Annotated in this window: 16 protein-coding genes; 10 read left to right on the plus strand and 6 right to left on the minus strand. The window is 75.2% G+C overall.

Annotated features, from left to right (window positions below; translation table 11 throughout):
- Positions 1-12 precede the first annotated feature (12 nt).
- A complete protein-coding gene (gene pgm / locus ACI79R_RS00780) occupies positions 13-1,647 on the plus strand; it encodes a phosphoglucomutase (alpha-D-glucose-1,6-bisphosphate-dependent) (protein ID WP_456571661.1) in 1,635 nt (544 codons plus the stop codon).
- 24 nt (positions 1,648-1,671) lie between these two features.
- Here pgm and ACI79R_RS00785 read toward each other — a convergent pair whose 3' ends face one another.
- On the minus strand, positions 1,672-2,691 hold the full coding sequence (locus ACI79R_RS00785) for a methyl-accepting chemotaxis protein (RefSeq protein WP_456571662.1): 1,020 nt from the start codon (positions 2,689-2,691) through the stop codon (positions 1,672-1,674).
- 162 nt (positions 2,692-2,853) lie between these two features.
- Here ACI79R_RS00785 and ACI79R_RS00790 point away from each other — a divergent pair, with 162 nt between their 5' ends.
- Entirely contained in the window at positions 2,854-3,489 is a 636-nt protein-coding gene (locus ACI79R_RS00790) for a hypothetical protein (protein ID WP_456571663.1), read from the plus strand.
- An 18-nt stretch (positions 3,490-3,507) separates the two neighbouring features.
- Here the strand turns inward: ACI79R_RS00790 and ACI79R_RS00795 are convergent, their stop codons facing one another.
- On the minus strand, positions 3,508-4,395 hold the full coding sequence (locus tag ACI79R_RS00795; RefSeq protein ID WP_456571664.1) for a diguanylate cyclase domain-containing protein: 888 nt from the start codon (positions 4,393-4,395) through the stop codon (positions 3,508-3,510).
- Between the two features lie 153 nt (positions 4,396-4,548).
- Between ACI79R_RS00795 and ACI79R_RS00800 the strand changes: the two genes are divergently transcribed.
- Complete coding sequence (locus ACI79R_RS00800) at positions 4,549-5,520, plus strand: hydroxymethylglutaryl-CoA lyase (RefSeq protein WP_456571665.1); 972 nt, start codon at positions 4,549-4,551, stop codon at positions 5,518-5,520.
- Between the two features lie 13 nt (positions 5,521-5,533).
- Positions 5,534-6,046, plus strand: coding sequence for a flavin reductase family protein (locus ACI79R_RS00805; RefSeq protein WP_456571666.1), 513 nt, complete (start codon positions 5,534-5,536; stop codon positions 6,044-6,046).
- 25 nt (positions 6,047-6,071) lie between these two features.
- Here ACI79R_RS00805 and ACI79R_RS00810 read toward each other — a convergent pair whose 3' ends face one another.
- The gene (locus tag ACI79R_RS00810; protein ID WP_456571667.1) at positions 6,072-8,351 is read right to left on the minus strand and encodes a SpoIIE family protein phosphatase; all 2,280 of its coding nucleotides are present in this window, start codon (positions 8,349-8,351) and stop codon (positions 6,072-6,074) included.
- A 157-nt stretch (positions 8,352-8,508) separates the two neighbouring features.
- On the opposite strand from ACI79R_RS00810, the gene ACI79R_RS00815 reads away from it, so the two are divergent.
- Positions 8,509-9,327, plus strand: coding sequence for a hypothetical protein (locus ACI79R_RS00815; protein ID WP_456571668.1), 819 nt, complete (start codon positions 8,509-8,511; stop codon positions 9,325-9,327).
- A 16-nt stretch (positions 9,328-9,343) separates the two neighbouring features.
- Here ACI79R_RS00815 and ACI79R_RS00820 read toward each other — a convergent pair whose 3' ends face one another.
- Complete coding sequence (locus ACI79R_RS00820; RefSeq protein ID WP_456571669.1) at positions 9,344-9,814, minus strand: hypothetical protein; 471 nt, start codon at positions 9,812-9,814, stop codon at positions 9,344-9,346.
- Positions 9,807-10,172 carry a hypothetical protein gene (locus ACI79R_RS00825; protein ID WP_456571670.1) on the minus strand — a complete coding sequence of 122 codons (366 nt, stop codon included), beginning with the start codon at positions 10,170-10,172 and terminating at the stop codon, positions 9,807-9,809. Before ACI79R_RS00825 ends, ACI79R_RS00820 begins: the two co-directional genes overlap by 8 nt.
- Positions 10,173-10,275: 103 nt before the next feature.
- Between ACI79R_RS00825 and ACI79R_RS00830 the strand changes: the two genes are divergently transcribed.
- Positions 10,276-11,073: a PaaX family transcriptional regulator C-terminal domain-containing protein gene (locus ACI79R_RS00830; RefSeq protein ID WP_456571671.1), complete on the plus strand. Its 798-nt coding sequence runs from the start codon at positions 10,276-10,278 to the stop codon at positions 11,071-11,073.
- 10 nt (positions 11,074-11,083) lie between these two features.
- On the opposite strand, the gene ACI79R_RS00835 is transcribed toward ACI79R_RS00830, so the two are convergent.
- Positions 11,084-12,076: an aldo/keto reductase gene (locus ACI79R_RS00835; RefSeq protein WP_456571672.1), complete on the minus strand. Its 993-nt coding sequence runs from the start codon at positions 12,074-12,076 to the stop codon at positions 11,084-11,086.
- A 127-nt stretch (positions 12,077-12,203) separates the two neighbouring features.
- Between ACI79R_RS00835 and ACI79R_RS00840 the strand changes: the two genes are divergently transcribed.
- From ACI79R_RS00840 to ACI79R_RS00855, 4 genes are read left to right on the plus strand one after another with little or no spacing between them, the layout of a single operon-like run.
- Positions 12,204-13,154 carry a siderophore ABC transporter substrate-binding protein gene (locus ACI79R_RS00840; RefSeq protein WP_456571673.1) on the plus strand — a complete coding sequence of 317 codons (951 nt, stop codon included), beginning with the start codon at positions 12,204-12,206 and terminating at the stop codon, positions 13,152-13,154.
- Between the two features lie 10 nt (positions 13,155-13,164).
- On the plus strand, positions 13,165-14,202 hold the full coding sequence (locus ACI79R_RS00845; RefSeq protein ID WP_456571674.1) for an ABC transporter permease: 1,038 nt from the start codon (positions 13,165-13,167) through the stop codon (positions 14,200-14,202).
- Positions 14,199-15,203, plus strand: a complete 1,005-nt coding sequence (locus ACI79R_RS00850) for an iron chelate uptake ABC transporter family permease subunit (RefSeq protein ID WP_456571675.1) — start codon at positions 14,199-14,201, stop codon at positions 15,201-15,203. The genes ACI79R_RS00845 and ACI79R_RS00850 overlap by 4 nt, the downstream gene beginning before the upstream one ends.
- On the plus strand, positions 15,200-15,958 hold the full coding sequence (locus tag ACI79R_RS00855) for an iron ABC transporter ATP-binding protein (protein ID WP_456571676.1): 759 nt from the start codon (positions 15,200-15,202) through the stop codon (positions 15,956-15,958). Before ACI79R_RS00850 ends, ACI79R_RS00855 begins: the two co-directional genes overlap by 4 nt.
- Positions 15,959-15,977: the final 19 nt, after the last annotated feature.

The following is a 15,977-nucleotide window of genomic DNA, read 5'->3' on the forward strand; positions in this document are numbered from 1 at the left end:
CAGGATCCCCGCATGAGCGACGTCCGTGCCGGTCAGCCCGCCCAGCCCTCCGACCTCGTCGACGTCGCCTCGCTGGTGACCGCGTACTACACCCTCTCCCCCGATCCCGACGACCCCGGCCAGCAGGTCTCCTTCGGCACCTCCGGGCACCGCGGCTCGGCCTTCGACGCCGCCTTCAACGAGGCGCACATCCTCGCCACCAGCCAGGCGATCTGCGAGTACCGCGCCGGCCAGGGCATCGACGGACCGCTGTTCATCGGCCGCGACACCCACGCGCTGTCGGAGCCGGCGTGGGCCTCGGCGCTGGAGGTGCTCGTCGCCAACGACGTGACGGTGCTGGTCGACGCCGCCGACCGCTACACGCCCACGCCCGCGGTCAGCCACGCCATCCTCCGGGCCAACCGCGGCAAAACATCGGGCCTGGCCGACGGCATCGTGGTCACCCCGTCGCACAACCCGCCGCGCGACGGCGGCTTCAAGTACAACCCGCCCTCCGGCGGCCCCGCCGACACCGACGCCACCGGCTGGATCGCCCGCCGCGCCAACGAGCTGCTGCGGGCCGGGCTGGACGGCGTGCGGCGGGTGCCCTTCCCCCGGGCCCGGGCCGCGGCCGGCCGCCACGACTTCCTGGGCGACTACGTCGACGACCTGCCCGCGGTGCTCGACCTCGACGCCGTCCGGGACGCCGGCGTGCGCATCGGCGCCGATCCGCTCGGCGGCGCCAGCGTCGACTACTGGGCGGCGATCGCCGAGCGGCACCGGCTGGACCTCACCGTGGTCAACCCGCTGGTCGACCCGACCTGGCGGTTCATGACCCTGGACTGGGACGGCAAGATCCGCATGGACTGCTCGTCGCCGTCGGCCATGGCCTCCCTGATCGGCAAGCGCGCCGACTACGCGATCGCCACGGGCAACGACGCCGACGCCGACCGGCACGGCATCGTCACCCCCGACGGCGGGCTGATGAACCCCAACCACTTCCTCGCCGTCGCGATCGCCCACCTGTTCGCGCACCGCCCCGAGTGGGGGGCCGACGTCGCGGTCGGCAAGACGCTGGTCTCGTCGTCGCTGATCGACCGGGTGGTCGAGGGTCTGGGCCGCCGGCTGGTGGAGGTGCCCGTCGGCTTCAAGTGGTTCGTGCCCGGCCTGCTCGACGGCACCGTCGGCTTCGGCGGCGAGGAGTCGGCCGGGGCGTCGTTCCTCCGCCGCGACGGCAGTGTCTGGACGACGGACAAGGACGGCATCCTGCTGGCGCTGCTGGCCAGCGAGATCCAGGCGGTCACCGGCCGCTCCCCCTCCGAGCTGCACCGCGAGCTCACCGAGCGGCACGGCGAGTCCGCCTACGCGCGTGTCGACGCCCCGGCCACCCGCGAGCAGAAGGCGGCGCTGGGCAAGCTCTCCCCCGAGGCGGTGACCGCCACCGAGCTGGCCGGGGAGCCGATCACCGCCAAGCTCACCCGCGCGCCGGGCAACGACGCCCCCATCGGCGGGCTGAAGGTCGTCACCGAGAACGCCTGGTTCGCCGCCCGGCCCTCGGGCACCGAGGACGTCTACAAGGTCTACGCGGAGTCCTTCCGCGGGCCCGAGCACCTCGCCCGGGTGCAGGAGGAGGCGCAGCAGGTGGTGACCGCCGCGCTGGGCGGCTGACCCCGCGGGCGGGCGGCCGGAGGGTCAGCGGGAGCGCACGAGGACGCCGTACCAGCCCAGCCCCTCGTAGGTCTCGTAGCCCGGGGTGCGGGCGAAGCCGATCGTCGCCGCTCCGTCGTCGTAGCAGCCGCTGGCCGCCCCGCCGGTGCGCAGCTCGAGCCGCTCGGTGAGCACGCCGACGCCGTCGGAGGCGGCGATCACCCGGCCCGAGGCGTCGAGCAGCAGGCTGCGCGTGGCCGCCCGCTCCTCCTCGTCCAGCCGCAGCCCGTCGAGGATCGCCGCGGTCTGCGGCGCCCAGTCGAAGAAGACGCCGAGCGTGCCCACGATCTCGCCGTCGGTCCGGCCACCGCGGCGGACGGCCGTCGCGTAGGTCGCGACGGTCGACCCCAGCGCCTCGCTCCAGGTGACGTCCTCGACGGCGTAGGCGTCGCCGTCGGGGGTGGCCAGCGCGTCGCGGAACCACCGCGCACGGCTGACGTCGCTGCCCCTGATCCCCGGCCACCGTCCGGGCGCCGCGGTCGCCAGCACCCGGCCGGACAGGTCGGTGATCCACAGGTCCAGGTAGACGGTGTAGTTGCGGAGGATGACGCCGAGCCGGTCGCCGGCCTCCGCGGCGGCCGGCCCGGAGGCATCGGCCGCCTCGGCCGCGGCGACGACGGCGGCGTCGGTGGCCCACCAGCGGACGTCGCAGGTCCGCTCGTAGAGGTTGCGGTCGACCAGCTCGACGGCGTTCAGCGCCAGGTCGGCCAGCCGCTGGCCGCGGACCCGCGTGACCAGCCGGGTCCCGAGCTCGTGCAACTCGGCGACGGTCGGGGCGAGCTCCCCGGTGAGGCCGGCGCTGATCGCCGCGGCCTGCTCGGCGATCTGCTTGACCTCCTCGGCGACCACGGCGAACCCGCGGCCGGCGTCCCCGGCGCGGGCCGCCTCGACGAGGGCGTTGAGCGCCAGCATGCGGGTCGTCCGCGCGATGGCGTCCAGGTCGCGCAACCGCGCGGACGACTGGCGCTCCACCTGCTCGGCCAGTGCCACGACTCTCTCGGGCACGGTGACCCCTGTTCCCCGGGGGGACGGCGCCGCGCCGTCCCGCATGTCTGGTCCTCCTGCCATCGGCCGCTCCGGACCCGGGCTCCAGCCGGGCCGCGTCAACACGGTGTGAACAGCGGTCCCGGGCGTCGCACGCGGACCGGCGGCGGCACACTGGTGCCGATGAGCGAGCACGAGCAGCAGTGGGGACAGCCGGACGCCGGCGGCCACGGCGGGCCGCCGGTCCAGCCGTACGGGACGCCGCCGTACGGCCAGCCCGGCTACGCGCCCGTGCCCGGGTACGGCGTCCCGGGGTACGGCACCCCGGGCTACGGCGTCCCCCCGTACCCCCCGCCGCCGGGCTACGGACCCCCGCCGGGCTACGGCTGGGTGCCCCTGCCGCGCACCTGGCCGCACGGCCCGGAGCGGCCGGGGCCGGCGACCACCGCCGCGGTGCTCGGCTTCGTCACGGGCGGTCTGACCCTGCTGGTCGGCCTGGGCTTCCTCATCGGCGTCGCCACCGGTGACGACGACCCGGCGACCGTGCTCATGCTGCTCGGCATCCCGTGCGCCGCCGGGCTGATCACCGGCGGGGTGCAGGTGATGGGTCGCCGCTCGTCGGCCGTGCTGTTCGCCTCGGCGCTCGCGGCCGTCGGCGTGCTGGTGCTCGTGCTGCTGGTCGCGATGGGCACGATGCCCAGCGACAGCGTCGTCGGGATCGCGGTCTTCCTGCTCTTCGCGGCGCCCCTGCCGATCCTCACCGCGGTCTTCGCCCGCCACCCGACCACGCTGGGCTGGCTGGCCGACCAGCGGGCCTGACCCCGGCCGGCCCGGTGCTCAGCGGGTGCGGGCCTTGTCGGCGTACATGGCGTCGTCGGCGGCCCGCACCACCCGGTCGCAGGCCTCGTCGGGGTCGGCGCCGGGCTCGGCGGTGCCGATGCCCACGCTCATCCCCAGGGCCACGGTCGTGCCGCCGATGGTCAGCGGCTCGGTGACCGTGGTCCGCAGCCGCTGGGCCAGCACCTCGGCCTCGGCCAGCTCGGTGTTCTCGCAGACGATGCTGAACTCGTCGCCGCCGAGGCGGGCCGCGGTGTCGCTGGCCCGGAGCACCGAGGTCAGCCGCTCGGCGAAGGCCACGAGCACCGCGTCGCCCATGGGGTGACCGTGCTCGTCGTTGATCGCCTTGAAGCCGTCGAGGTCGACGATCAGCACGCAGGTCGGCGTGCCCTCCCGGTGCCCGCGCTCCAGGGCGTGCCGCAGCCGGTCGGTGAACAGGATCCGGTTGGCCAGGCCGGTCAGGGGGTCGTGCAGCGAGCGGTGCACCAGCTGCGCCTCGAGCGCCTTCCGCTCGGTGATGTCCTCCAGGATCATCACCAGGTGGGGCACCTCCCCGCCGGCCTCCGGCTCCACCCACGAGGTGGTCACCTGCACCGGCACGGTGCTGCCGTCGCCCCGCACCAGCCGGGTCTCGTGCCGGGCGTGCCGGTGCCGGGCCAGGTGCGACCCGGAGAAGGCGTCGCGGGCGGCGGGGACGTCGTCGGGGTGGGCGAAGGCGAACAGCGACTCCCCGTGCAGCGTCGCGGCCGACCGGCCCAGCAGCTCCTCGAGCGCGGGGTTGACGTCGACCAGCACGCCGTCGGGCGTCGCCAGCGCGATCCCCAGCGGAGCATGGGTGAAGGCGCTGCGCGGCCCGGCCGACGGCGAGGTCTCGACCAGCTGGCTCACTCCTCTCACCTCCCGCGGAGCATCCTCTGCTCCCCCACCGACGGTTCGCGTGCCACCGCCGCCCCGGTTGTGCCCGCACCGGTTCCACGTGGAACCTGCTGGAGTGGTTCCGCTGGTCACGGGGGAGGATGGACGCCGACGAGGGGAGCCGCCATGGACGGGTTCGACGGGCACGACTTCGACCTGGTGCTGCCGACCGACGTGGACATCCGCGAGGTCGGGATGCGTGACGGGCTGCAGCTGGAGGAGCCGCTGCCGCTGTCGGCCAAGCTGTCGATGCTGGAGGCGCTGGTGGCCACCGGCGTCCGGCGGATCGAGGTCACCTCCTTCGTGTCCCCGAAGGCGGTGCCCGCCCTCGCCGACGCCGACCGGCTGGCCGCCGAGCTCGGCCGGTGGGACGGCGTCGCGTGGTCGGCGCTGGTGGCCAACGCCCGGGGCGCGGTGCGGGCGGTCGACGCCGGCATCCCGGACCTGGAGTACGTCGTCTCCGCCAGCGACGGGCACAGCCGCGCGAACGCCGGCCGGTCCACCGCCGAGGCGGTCGGCGCGGTCGGCGAGATCGCCGGCCTGGCCCACGCCGCGGGCGGCTCGCTGGAGGTGGTCGTCGCCACCGCCTGGGACTGCCCCTTCGACGGCCGCACCCCGGTGACCCGCACCGTCGACGTCGCGCGGGCCGCGGTCACCGCCGGCGCCGACCGGCTCTGCCTGGGCGACACGATCGGGACGACGACACCCGGGCGCGTGGTCCAGCTGCTGTCCGCCGTCCGGCGGGTGTGCCCCGGCGTGCCGGTGGGCGTGCACTTCCACGACACCCGCGGCACCGGCCAGGCCAACGCGCTGGTCGCCGTGCAGGCCGGGGTCACCCAGCTGGACTCGTCGGTCGGCGGGCTCGGCGGCTGCCCCTTCGCCCCCGGTGCGAGCGGCAACATCGCCACCGAGGAGCTGGTCTACATGCTGGAGGAGTCCGGCGTGCGCACCGGCCTGGACCTCGACGCCGTCCTCGGCGCCGCCCGGGTGACCGAGCAGGCGGTCGGGCACGCCCTGCCCAGCTCGCTGTACCGCGCCGGCGGGCGCTCGGTGTCCCGGTCGGCGGGTGCCCCGGCCCGGGCCGCGACCCCTGCGTGATGGACTCGGGCGCGTGAGCCCGGCCGACACCCATCCGGAGGGTCCCGTGGAGGTCATCGATCCGCGGGTGATGCGCGACGTCCTCGGCAACTTCGCCTCGGGGGTCACCGTGGTGACCGCCGTGGGCCCCGACGGGCCGGTGGGCTTCACCTGCCAGTCGTTCAGCTCCCTGTCGCTGGACCCGCCGCTGGTGGTCTTCGCCCCGGCCCGCACCTCGACCAGCTGGCCGCGGCTGCGCGAGATCGGCCGGTTCTGCGTCAACGTGCTCGCCGAGGACCAGTCCGGGACGGCGTCGGCGTTCGCCCGCTCCGGCGCCGACAAGTTCGCCGGCGTCCGCTGGCGGCCCAGCCGGCAGGGCGCGCCGGTGCTGGAGGACGTCGTCGCCTGGATCGACTGCACGCTGTGGGCGGAGTACGACGGCGGCGACCACACCCTGGTGGCCGCGCGGGTGCTCGACCTCGGCGCCGATCCCGGCCGCCGGCCGCTGGTGTTCCACCGCGGCGCCTTCGGCCTGCAGGGCGGCTGACCGCCCCGCTCCCGGGAGCGGCCGCTCAGTCCAGCCGCAGCGCGAGCAGCGCGACGTCGTCCCGGCCGTCGAGGCCGGCGGCGACCGCGGCGTCGATGAGCTCCTGCGGACCGGCGCCGGCGGGGGTGCCGGCGATCCGCCCGACCAGCTCGGCGATCCCCGCGTCGAGGTCGACGCCGGGGCGCTCGATCAGCCCGTCGGTGTAGGCCAGGAGGGTGCTGCCGGCCGGCAGGTCCAGCACCACCGGGTCGCGCCGGGCGCCGTCGTCGACCCCGACCACCAGGCCGGTGGCCCGGTCGAGCACCTCCACCGCCCCGTCGGGGGTGCGCACCAGCAGCGGCGGGTGCCCGGCGCTGGCCACGTGCACCCGCCAGGGCCCGCCGGCCGCGGCCGGCGGCAGCGCGCGCACGTAGACCAGCGTGGCCATCGCGGCGATCCGCAGGCCCTGCACCAGCCGGTCGATCCGCCCGAGCACCGCGCCCGGATCGGGGTCGGGGGCGTCCCAGACGCAGGCCCGGATGATCCCGCGGAGGTGACCCATCGCCGCCGCCGCGGCGACGTCGTGGCCGACGACGTCCCCGACGACCATCCCCACCGCCCCGTCGGGGAGGTGCAGCAGGTCGTAGAAGTCGCCGCCGACGTCCGCGGCGACCGACGCGCTCACGTAGTGCGCCGCCGCGGTGACGCCCGGGATGTCCGGCAGCTCCGGCAGCAGCGAGCGCTGCAGGGTGTCGGCGACCGCGTGCTCCTGCTGGTAGAGCCGCACGTTGTCCAGCGCCAGGGCCGCGCGGCGGCAGAGGTCGACGGCCAGCTCGACGTCGTCCCCGCTGAAGGAGCGCGACTCGTCGGCCAGCACCAGCGCCATCGCCCCGCGGGTCCGCCGCCGGGCGACCATCGGCACGGTCAGCGCCGAGTGGCCGCCCAGCCGGTCGAACGCCTCGCGGGCGGCCGGCGAGGTGAACGCGGCGTCGATGCGGGCCGGGTCGCGGTCGATGAGCACCGGCTGCGAGCTGCGCATGCTCTGCCGGCTGGGCGATCCGTCGGGCAGGTGCCGGGCGTGGGCCTCGCTGAAGGCGGCGAGCAGCTCCTCGTGGCCGTCGCGGTGCCGGTAGGCGGTCTCCACGGTGCTGCCGTGCTCGTCGACGAGGGTGAGGAACACCCAGTCGGCCAGCAGCGGCACGCACAGCCCGGCCAGCCGGTCGAGCACCTCGGGCATGTCCAGGGTGGCGATCAGCGTGCTGGTGGCCTCGGCCATCAGCGCCAGGCGGCTCTGCGCCTGCTCGGCCAGCACCCGGGCGCCCTCGGCGTCGCTGCGGGCCTGCTCGGCGGTGGCCCGGGCCAGTTCCGCCTCCTGCCGGGCGATCTGCTCGGCGGCGAAGGCGGCCTCGCGCTCGCCCTCGACGCGCACCCGCTCGGTCACGTCGGTCTGCACGCCCACGAAGCTGACCAGCTCGCCCTCGCCGTCGAAAACGGGGCTGATCGACAGCTGGTTCCAGAACGCGGTGCCGTCGCGGCGGTGGTTGAGCAGCGTGATGGTGATCGGACGGCGTTCCCGCAGCGCCTCCCGCAGCTCGGCCACCGCTGCCGCGTCGGTGGCCGGCCCCTGCAGGAACCGGCAGTTGCGGCCGATCGACTCCTCGTAGGAGTAGCCGGTGATGCGGGTGAACGAGGGGTTCACCCAGACCAGCGGGTCGTCCTCCTGCCGGGGGTCGGTGATGGTGAAGGCGATGTCGGTGGCGACGACGGCCCGCTCGCGCAGGGCCTGCAGCGCCGCCTCCGGATCGTCGGCGTCCGCCGGCCCCTCGACCTCGAGGAAGACCACCAGCGACAGCTGCTGACCCGTGCCGGGCGGGGCGAGCGGGAAGCCGGTCACCCACAGCACCCGGTCCTGCGATCCGTCGTCGGCCTCCGCCCGGGCGTGGACGGTGCTGCGGCCGGGGGCCAGGCGCACGGCCTCGCCGGCGACCGGCTGGCCCTGGGCGACCAGTGACAGCGGACCGCTGCTGGCGGCCAGGGGCTCCCCGCCGAGGTCGGTCAGCCCGGCGGCGGCCCCCCACACGTCGACCGGTACCGGGAGCCGGACGTTGCCGGCCATCTCCACCGCCGCGGTGTTGGCGTAGGTGACCGACGCGTCGGTGCGGTCGATGACCAGGACGGCGACCGGGACGTCGGCCAGGACGCCGGGCAGGGCGGCCGAGGCGTGGGTGTCCGGCGAGGTGGCCAGCGCGCTGGCCACGCGCACCAGACCCTCCTGCTGCTGCCGGTCCGGCGCCGTCGTCCCTGCTCGGTCCCGGTCCTGCGGCACGGCTCCGACGGTACCGGCCACCCGCGCGCCCGGACCACGGACTCCGCCTCCACCAGCGCCTTTCCCCGTCCGGGCGCGATCAGGTGTGGCGGGGCCGGCAGCGGGAACCACCTCCTGGCGCGGCTCGTCCCCCGGGCCCGGCAGGAGGAGGAAGGCCATGGGACTGCTCGACCGGCTCTTCGGCCGATCCCGGCGCTCGTACGACGACGGCCACCAGCGCTACGACAGCGGCTACGACGACCGCTACGACGACCGCTACGACGACCGGTACCCGGCGCCCCGCCCGGCCGCTCGGCCGGCGCAGGGGCAGCTGAGCGACCAGCAGGCCATCGAGCGCTACCGCTACCTGCTGCGCACCGCCCCGCCGGACCAGATCGAGGAGGCGCACGCGCAGGCCTTCGAGCAGCTCACCCCCGACCAGCGCCAGCAGGTGCTGGTGCAACTGGCCGCAGCGGTGCCGTCGTCGGAGCGGCCACGCTCCGACGACCCGCGCACCCTCGCCCGCGCGGCCACCCGGGCCGAGCTGCGCCAGCCCGGCACCCTCGAGCGGGCGCTCGGCGGCTACGGCCCCGGCTACGGGCCGGGTCCCGGCTACGGCGGCGGCTACGGCCCCGGCTACGGCCCCGGCCCCGGTTACGGGCGGGGCTACGGCGGCGGCTTCGGCATGGGCGGCATGGGCATGGGCAGCGCGATCGGCGCCAGCCTGCTCGGCACCGTGGGCGGCCTGGTCATCGGCACCGCGGTCGCCGACGCGCTGTTCGACACCGGCCTCGGGGACGGCGGGCTGTTCGGCGGCGGTGACGAGGAGGCCTACGCCGAGGGCTTCCAGGACGGCGAGATGGCCGACGGCGGAGGCGACTACGGCGGAGGCGACGGCGGGGGCGACTACGGCGGCGGCGACTACGGCGGGGGCGACTACGGCGGGGACTTCGGCGGGGGCGACTTCGGCGGGGACTTCGGCGGCGGGGACTTCTGACCCCGGCGCCCGCGGCTCAGCGGGCGCCGGGCTCGGGCCCGCCGTCGCCGGTGGGCTCCCCGCCGGCGACCTCCGCCTGGTGCCGCAGCCACAGCAGCCCGAGCACCGGCAGCACCAGCGGCACGAAGCCGTATCCCTGGCCGAAGCCGGACCAGACCGTCTCGTCGGGGAACGCGGCCGGGTCCAGCAGCGACAGCGTGCCGACGGCGAGCACGCCGGCCAGCTCGACCGAGCAGGCGAGCACCGCCGTGCGCCGCCCGCCCCGCCCGCCGCGGGCCAGGCCGACGGTCGCCACGACGTACACCGCGGCCGCCAGCGCCGACAGCACGTAGGCCACGGGCGCCTCGGAGAAGCGGGTGGCCAGCTGCACCACCGCCCGCGCGCCCGCGGCCAGGGCGAAGACGGCGTAGACGGCCACCAGCACCCGGCCCGGGCCCTCGGCCGAGCCGGGCTCGGCGGGGCCGCCGAGCGCGCCGCGGTCAGCCACCGGTGGCCTCCCAGAGCTGGAGCAGCCGCCAGATCATGACCGACACCGCCGCCGCGGGGACGGCCAGCACCGCGCCCGCCCACCGGCTGGTCTCGGTCCGCGCCCACAGGGCACCGGCGACCGGCAGCAGCAGCACCCCGGACAGGTACCCGAGGAAGGTCGCCGTCTCCGGCGGGCGAGTGCCACCCGCCAGCGCGATGCCGGCGAGCACCGCCTGCAGCACGAGCAGCGCCTCCAGCAGGCCGGCCAGCGCGAGGTGCACCAGCCCGATCCGCCGGCGGGCCAGCGTGGAGGCCAGGCCGGCGAGGGTGACCACGGCGGAGACGACGGTGATGGCGACGACCAGCCCCTGGTTCACCGCTCCCCGCCCGGGGCCCCGACGCGCGCCACGGCGTCCATCCTCCCGCCCGCTACGGTGCGCTCGGCGCCCGCCCCCGCCCGAGGCCGAGAGGAGTCCGGGGATGACCGTCCGCGACTCCGTCGCCGACCTCTTCTCCCAGCACGTCGACGCGGTCACCGCGGAGCCGGTGCGGCTGCGCTCGCTGGTCCGCCTGCTCGACGACCTCGGCGTCGCCGAGCCGACCACGCGGGTCACCACGGCCCAGCTGCGGCGCAGCGGCCGCCTGCGCGCGTCCCGCCAGGGCCGCGAGACGCTCTACACGCCGACCGAGCGGCAGCGCGCCGACGTCCGCGACCGCCGGGCCCGGCTCGAGCGGCGGCTGGCCCCGTGGGACGGCCGCTGGCGCATGGTCACCTACACCGTGCCGGAGACCGACCGGGCCGCCCGGGAGCGGGTCCGGCGCACGCTGGCCCGGCACGGCTTCGGCCCGCTCGCCCCGGCCACCTGGGTCTCCCCGCACGGCAGCGCGCTGGAGGAGGTCCGCGCCGAGCTGGCCGGGCAGCCGGTGGCCCGGCTGGACCTGTTCACCGCGCGGGTGAGCCCCGGCAGCGGCTCGGACCCCGAGCTCGCGGCCCGCTGCTGGGACCTGGACGCGGTGGCCGCGGCCTGGCGGCGCATGGTGCCGCGGCTGCGCGAGGTCGCCGCGGCACCGGCGCCGGACGGCCCGACCGCGCTCGCGCTGCACCTGGGCCTGCTGGCCGAGCTCCGCCGGCTGCTGGCCGCCGATCCGGTGCTGCCCGAGGCGCTGCGCCCGGCCGGCTGGCCGGGCCAGGACGTCGCCGACGCCTGGACGGCGGTCACCGACCGGCTGGTCGGGCCGGCCCGGACGCACGTCGCGGCGGTGCTGGCGGCCGGCTGACCGCCGTCGCTCAGCGGTGGACGGTGGACATGTCCGGGTACCGGTCGCCGACCGCCGCCCCGACCGGCGCGGCCTCGTCCAGCCGGCGGAGGTCGTCGTCGCCGAGCTCGATCTCCGCCGCGGCGGCGTTCTCCTCGAGGTAGGCCACCCGCTTGGTGCCGGGGATGGGCACGACCGCCGGACCGCCGGCGCGCCCGCTCTGCGCCATCACCCACGCCAGCGCCAGCTGGGAGGCGGTCACCGACCGCTCCTCGGCGATCTCGCGCACCCGGTCCACCAGCCGCAGGTTCTGCTGGAAGGCCTCCCCCTGGAAGCGCGGGTTGCGCCGCCGGAAGTCGTCGGGGGCGAGGTCGTCGACGCTGCGGATCTGCCCGGACAGGAAGCCGCGGCCGATCGGGGAGTAGGCCACGAACCCGATGCCGAGCTCGGCGCAGGTGGCCAGGACGCCGTCGTCCTCGGGATCGCGGGTCCACAGCGAGTACTCGGTCTGCACCGCCGTCACCGGCTGCACCGCGTGGGCCCGGCGGATCGTCTCCGGCGCGGCCTCGGAGATGCCGGCGTGCCGGACCTTGCCGGCCTCGACCAGCTCGCGCAGGGCGCCCCAGGTGTCCTCGACCGGCACGGTGGGATCGACGCGGTGCTGGTAGTAGAGGTCGATCACGTCGACGCCCAGCCGCTGCAGCGAGGCGTCGCAGGCGGCGCGGACGTACTCCGGGCGGCCGTTGATCCTCCGGAACGAGCCGTCCTCGCCGCGCTCGTTGCCGAACTTGGTGGCCAGCACGACCTCGTCCCGCCGGCCCGCGATCGCCCGGCCCACCAGCCGCTCGTTGGTGAAGGGCCCGTACATGTCGGCGGTGTCGAGGAAGGTGACGCCGAGGTCGAGCGCCCGCCGGATCGTCGCCTCGGCCTCGGCCTGGTCGCCGGTGCCGTAGAACTCGCTCATCCCCATGCAGCCCAGCCCCATGGCGGGCACGGTCAGGTCGCCGAGTGTGCGCATCTGCATGGCCCCGGGAGTGCCCCGCGGCGGCGGCCGCCAACCGGGGCCCGGGACCCCCGACGTGGACGATGCTGAGCCGGTATGGCAGGTTAGCCTCCACTCACTTAGGTAAACCTCACCTGCCTGGAGAACCATGCGTACCGCGCCCCGGCCGCTCGCGGCCCTGTCCCTGTCCGTCACCGCCGCCCTCGCGCTCTCCGCCTGCGGCGGCGAGGCGGAGGCCGGTGCCGACGCGGGGTCGTCCGCGACCGAGGTGACGGTGACGCACGCGCAGGGCGAGACCACCGTGCCGGTCGCCCCGGAGACGGTCGTCGTCTTCGACGTGGGCGTCATCTCCTCGCTCGACAGCCTCGGCGTCGAGGTGGCGGGCGTGCCCGACGCCGTCTTCCCCGAGTCGCTGGAGCGGTACGCGAGCGACGACGTCGCCAAGGTGGGGTCGCTGTTCGAGCCGGACTACGAGGCGGTCAGCGCCCTGGAGCCAGACCTGATCATCGTCGCCGGGCGCTCCGCCGCCGTGTACCCCGAACTGGCCGAGATCGCCCCCACCGTCGACCTCACGGTCGACAACAGTGACTTCTTCGCCTCCTTCAGCGAGCGCGCCGCGACGCTCGGCGAGATCTTCGGCCAGGAGGACGAGGTCGCAGAGCGGCTCGACGCCCTCGAGACCCGCATCGCCGAGGTGAACGAGGCCGCGGGCGGGGCCGGCGACGCGCTGTTCGTCATGACCAACGCCGGGGAGCTCTCCGCCTACGGCCCCGACACCCGCTTCGGCTTCGTCTACAACGAGCTGGGCGTCTCCGCCGCCGACGCGAACCTCACCGCCGCCGACCACGGCGACGCGATCTCCTTCGAGTACCTCGCCGAGACCGACCCCGACATCCTCTTCGTGCTCGACCGCGACGCGGCCATCGGCGAGTCCGGGACGGCGGCGGAGCAGGTGCTCGACACCGAGCTGGTCCGTGGCACCACCGCCTGGCAGAACGACGACGTCCACTACCTCGACTCCACCGTCTGGTACATCGCCCCCAACGGCCTGCCGTCGGTGGAGACGATGGTCGAGGAGATCGCTGCTGCGGTCGAGTGACGACACCGGCATGAGCACCACCGCACCAGGCACCACCACCGACGCCGCGCCCGCCGACCAGCGGGCGCGGCGTCGCCGCGGTGTCCAGCGCTGGCACGTCGCCGCCGCCCTGCTGCTGCTCGTCCTCGGCGCCGCCGCCTCGCTGTTCATCGGCATCAGCGACCTGACCCCGCTGGACCTGCTCGATCCCGACGACCACCAGGCGCTGGTGCTGTGGGAGAGCCGGGTGCCGCGGCTGCTGGCGATCCTGCTGGCCGGCTCGGCGATGTCGGTGGCGGGGCTGGTGATGATGCACCTCACCCGCAACCGGTTCGTCTCCCCGCAGACCGCCGGCACCACCGAGTGGGCCGGCCTGGGCATCGTGGTGGCCACGCTGGCCTTCGGCAGCACCTCGCTGTTCGGGAAGATGTCGATCGCGATCGCCTTCTCGCTGGTCGGCACCTTCCTCTTCCTCTACCTGCTCCAGCGCATCGTCTTCACCGACATGATCGTGGTGCCGCTGGTCGGGATCATGCTCGGCGGCGTCGTCAGCGCGGGCACCACGTTCCTGGCCTACCGGTACGAGCTGCTGCAGAGCCTCGACGCCTGGACCAACGGCGACTTCTCCGGCGTGCTGGCCGGTCGCTACGAGCTGCTCTGGATCGTCCTCGGCGCCACGGTGGTGGCCTACCTCTACGCCGACCGCTTCTCCATCGCCGGCATGGGCGAGAGCTTCGCGATCAACCTCGGGATCGCCTACACCCGCGTGGTGACCGTCGGACTGGCGCTGGTCTCGGTCGTGACCGCCGTCGTCGTGGTCACCGTCGGCTCGATCCCGTTCCTCGGCCTGGTCGTGCCCAACCTGGTCACCCTGGCGATGGGTGACAACCTGCGCCGGGTGCTGCCCGTCACCGCCGTGGCGGGGGCGGCCTTCGTGCTGGTGTGCGACGTCATCGGCCGCACCATCCGCTACCCCTACGAGATCCCGGTCGGCACCGTCGGCGGCGTCGTCGGCGGGGTCCTGTTCATCGCCCTGCTCCTGCGGGCCCGCACGCGGGGTGTCGCGTGACCCGGGTCGCGGAGCCCGGCGGTGGCACCGTGCGGACCGCGTCCGGCCGGCGGCCGCGCACCGGCCGGGTGCTCCTCGTCCTCGGGGTGCTCGCCCTCGTCGCCGTCGCCGCCTTCATGACCGTCGACGTGGCCGGCTCCTGGGAGTACGCGCTCCAGCAGCGCAGCCGCCGGGTGGGCGCCATGGTGGTGGTCGCCGTGGCGGTCGCCGTCTCCACCGTGCTGTTCCAGACGGTCACGAACAACCGGATCCTGACGCCCAGCATCATGGGCTTCGACGCCCTGTTCGTGCTCATCCAGACCGTCGGGGTCTTCTTCCTCGGAGCCGCCACGGTCACGACCACCGACCCGCGGCTGCGCTTCGCCCTCGAGGTCGTCGCGCTCGTGCTCTTCGGCGCCGGGCTCTACCGCCTGCTGTTCGGCCGGACCGCGCGCGACCTCTATGTCCTGGTGCTGGTCGGGATCGTGCTCGGCACCCTGTTCACCAGCCTCACCCTGCTGGTCTCCCGGCTGATCGACCCCAACGAGTTCCTCACGCTGCAGGACATGCTGTTCGCCTCGTTCACCACGGTGGACCGCCAGCTGCTCGCGCTGTCGGCCGTCGTCGTCGGCCTGGTGACGCTGGGTGTGGTCCGGTTGCTGCCGCAGCTGGACGTCGTCGCGCTCGGCCGGGACACCGCGATCGGTCTGGGCGTGGAGCACCGGCGGGTGGTCAACCGCGCACTGCTGGCCGTCGCGGTCCTGGTCGCGGTCGCCACCGCCCTCGTCGGGCCGATCACCTTCCTCGGCCTGCTGGTGGCCAACCTGGCCCGGCAGCTGCTCGGCACCTTCCGGCACGCCTGGGTGCTGCCGGGCGCGGCACTGATCGGCGTGCTGGCGCTGGTCGGCGGGCAGCTGGTGCTCGAGCGCGTCTTCGGCCTCACCACCACCCTCTCCGTCGTCATCAACTTCGTGGGCGGCATCGTGTTCATCGCCCTGCTCATCCGGGAGTCGCGGCTGTGATCGAGATCGAGTCCGTCTGCAAGTCCTACGGCGGCGTCCGGGTCGTGGACGACGTCACCCTGACCATCCCGTCCGGCGGCATCACCTCGCTGATCGGCGCGAACGGCGCGGGGAAGTCGACCCTCCTGTCGGTCGTCTCCCGGCTGCTGCCCGCGGACTCGGGGCGGATCACCGTCGACGGCATGGACGTGGCGACGACGCCGTCGCCCGTGCTCGCCCGCCGGCTGGCCGTCCTGCGCCAGGACAACTCGATGTCGGTCCGGCTGACCGTCCGCGAGCTGGTGGCCTTCGGCCGGTTCCCGCACTCGGGGGGCCGGCTGACCGCGGAGGACCGCCGGCACGTCGACGAGGCGATCGAGTACTTCGAGCTCGGGGCGCTGGCCGACCGGCACCTCGACCAGCTCTCCGGCGGCCAGCGGCAGCGCGCCTACGTGGCCATGGTGATGTGCCAGGGCACCGACTACGTGCTGCTGGACGAGCCGCTGAACAACCTGGACATGCGGCACGCCGTCCAGATGATGCGGATGCTGCGCCGGCTGGCCGACGAGCTGGGCCGCACGGTCGTGCTGGTGGTGCACGACGTCAACGTCGCCTCCTGCTACTCCGACCGGATCGTCGCCATGCGGGACGGCCGGGTGCTCGCCGACGGGCCCACCGACGAGCTCATGACGCCGGAGCTGCTGCGCAAGGTCTTCGACGTCGAGGTCGAGGTGCACGAGCTGGCCGGGCGGCGGATCGGCGTGCCCTGGTCCTGATCCGGGAGGGGGCGCCCCG

It is taken from the genome of Blastococcus sp. SYSU D00820 (genome assembly GCF_054050695.1).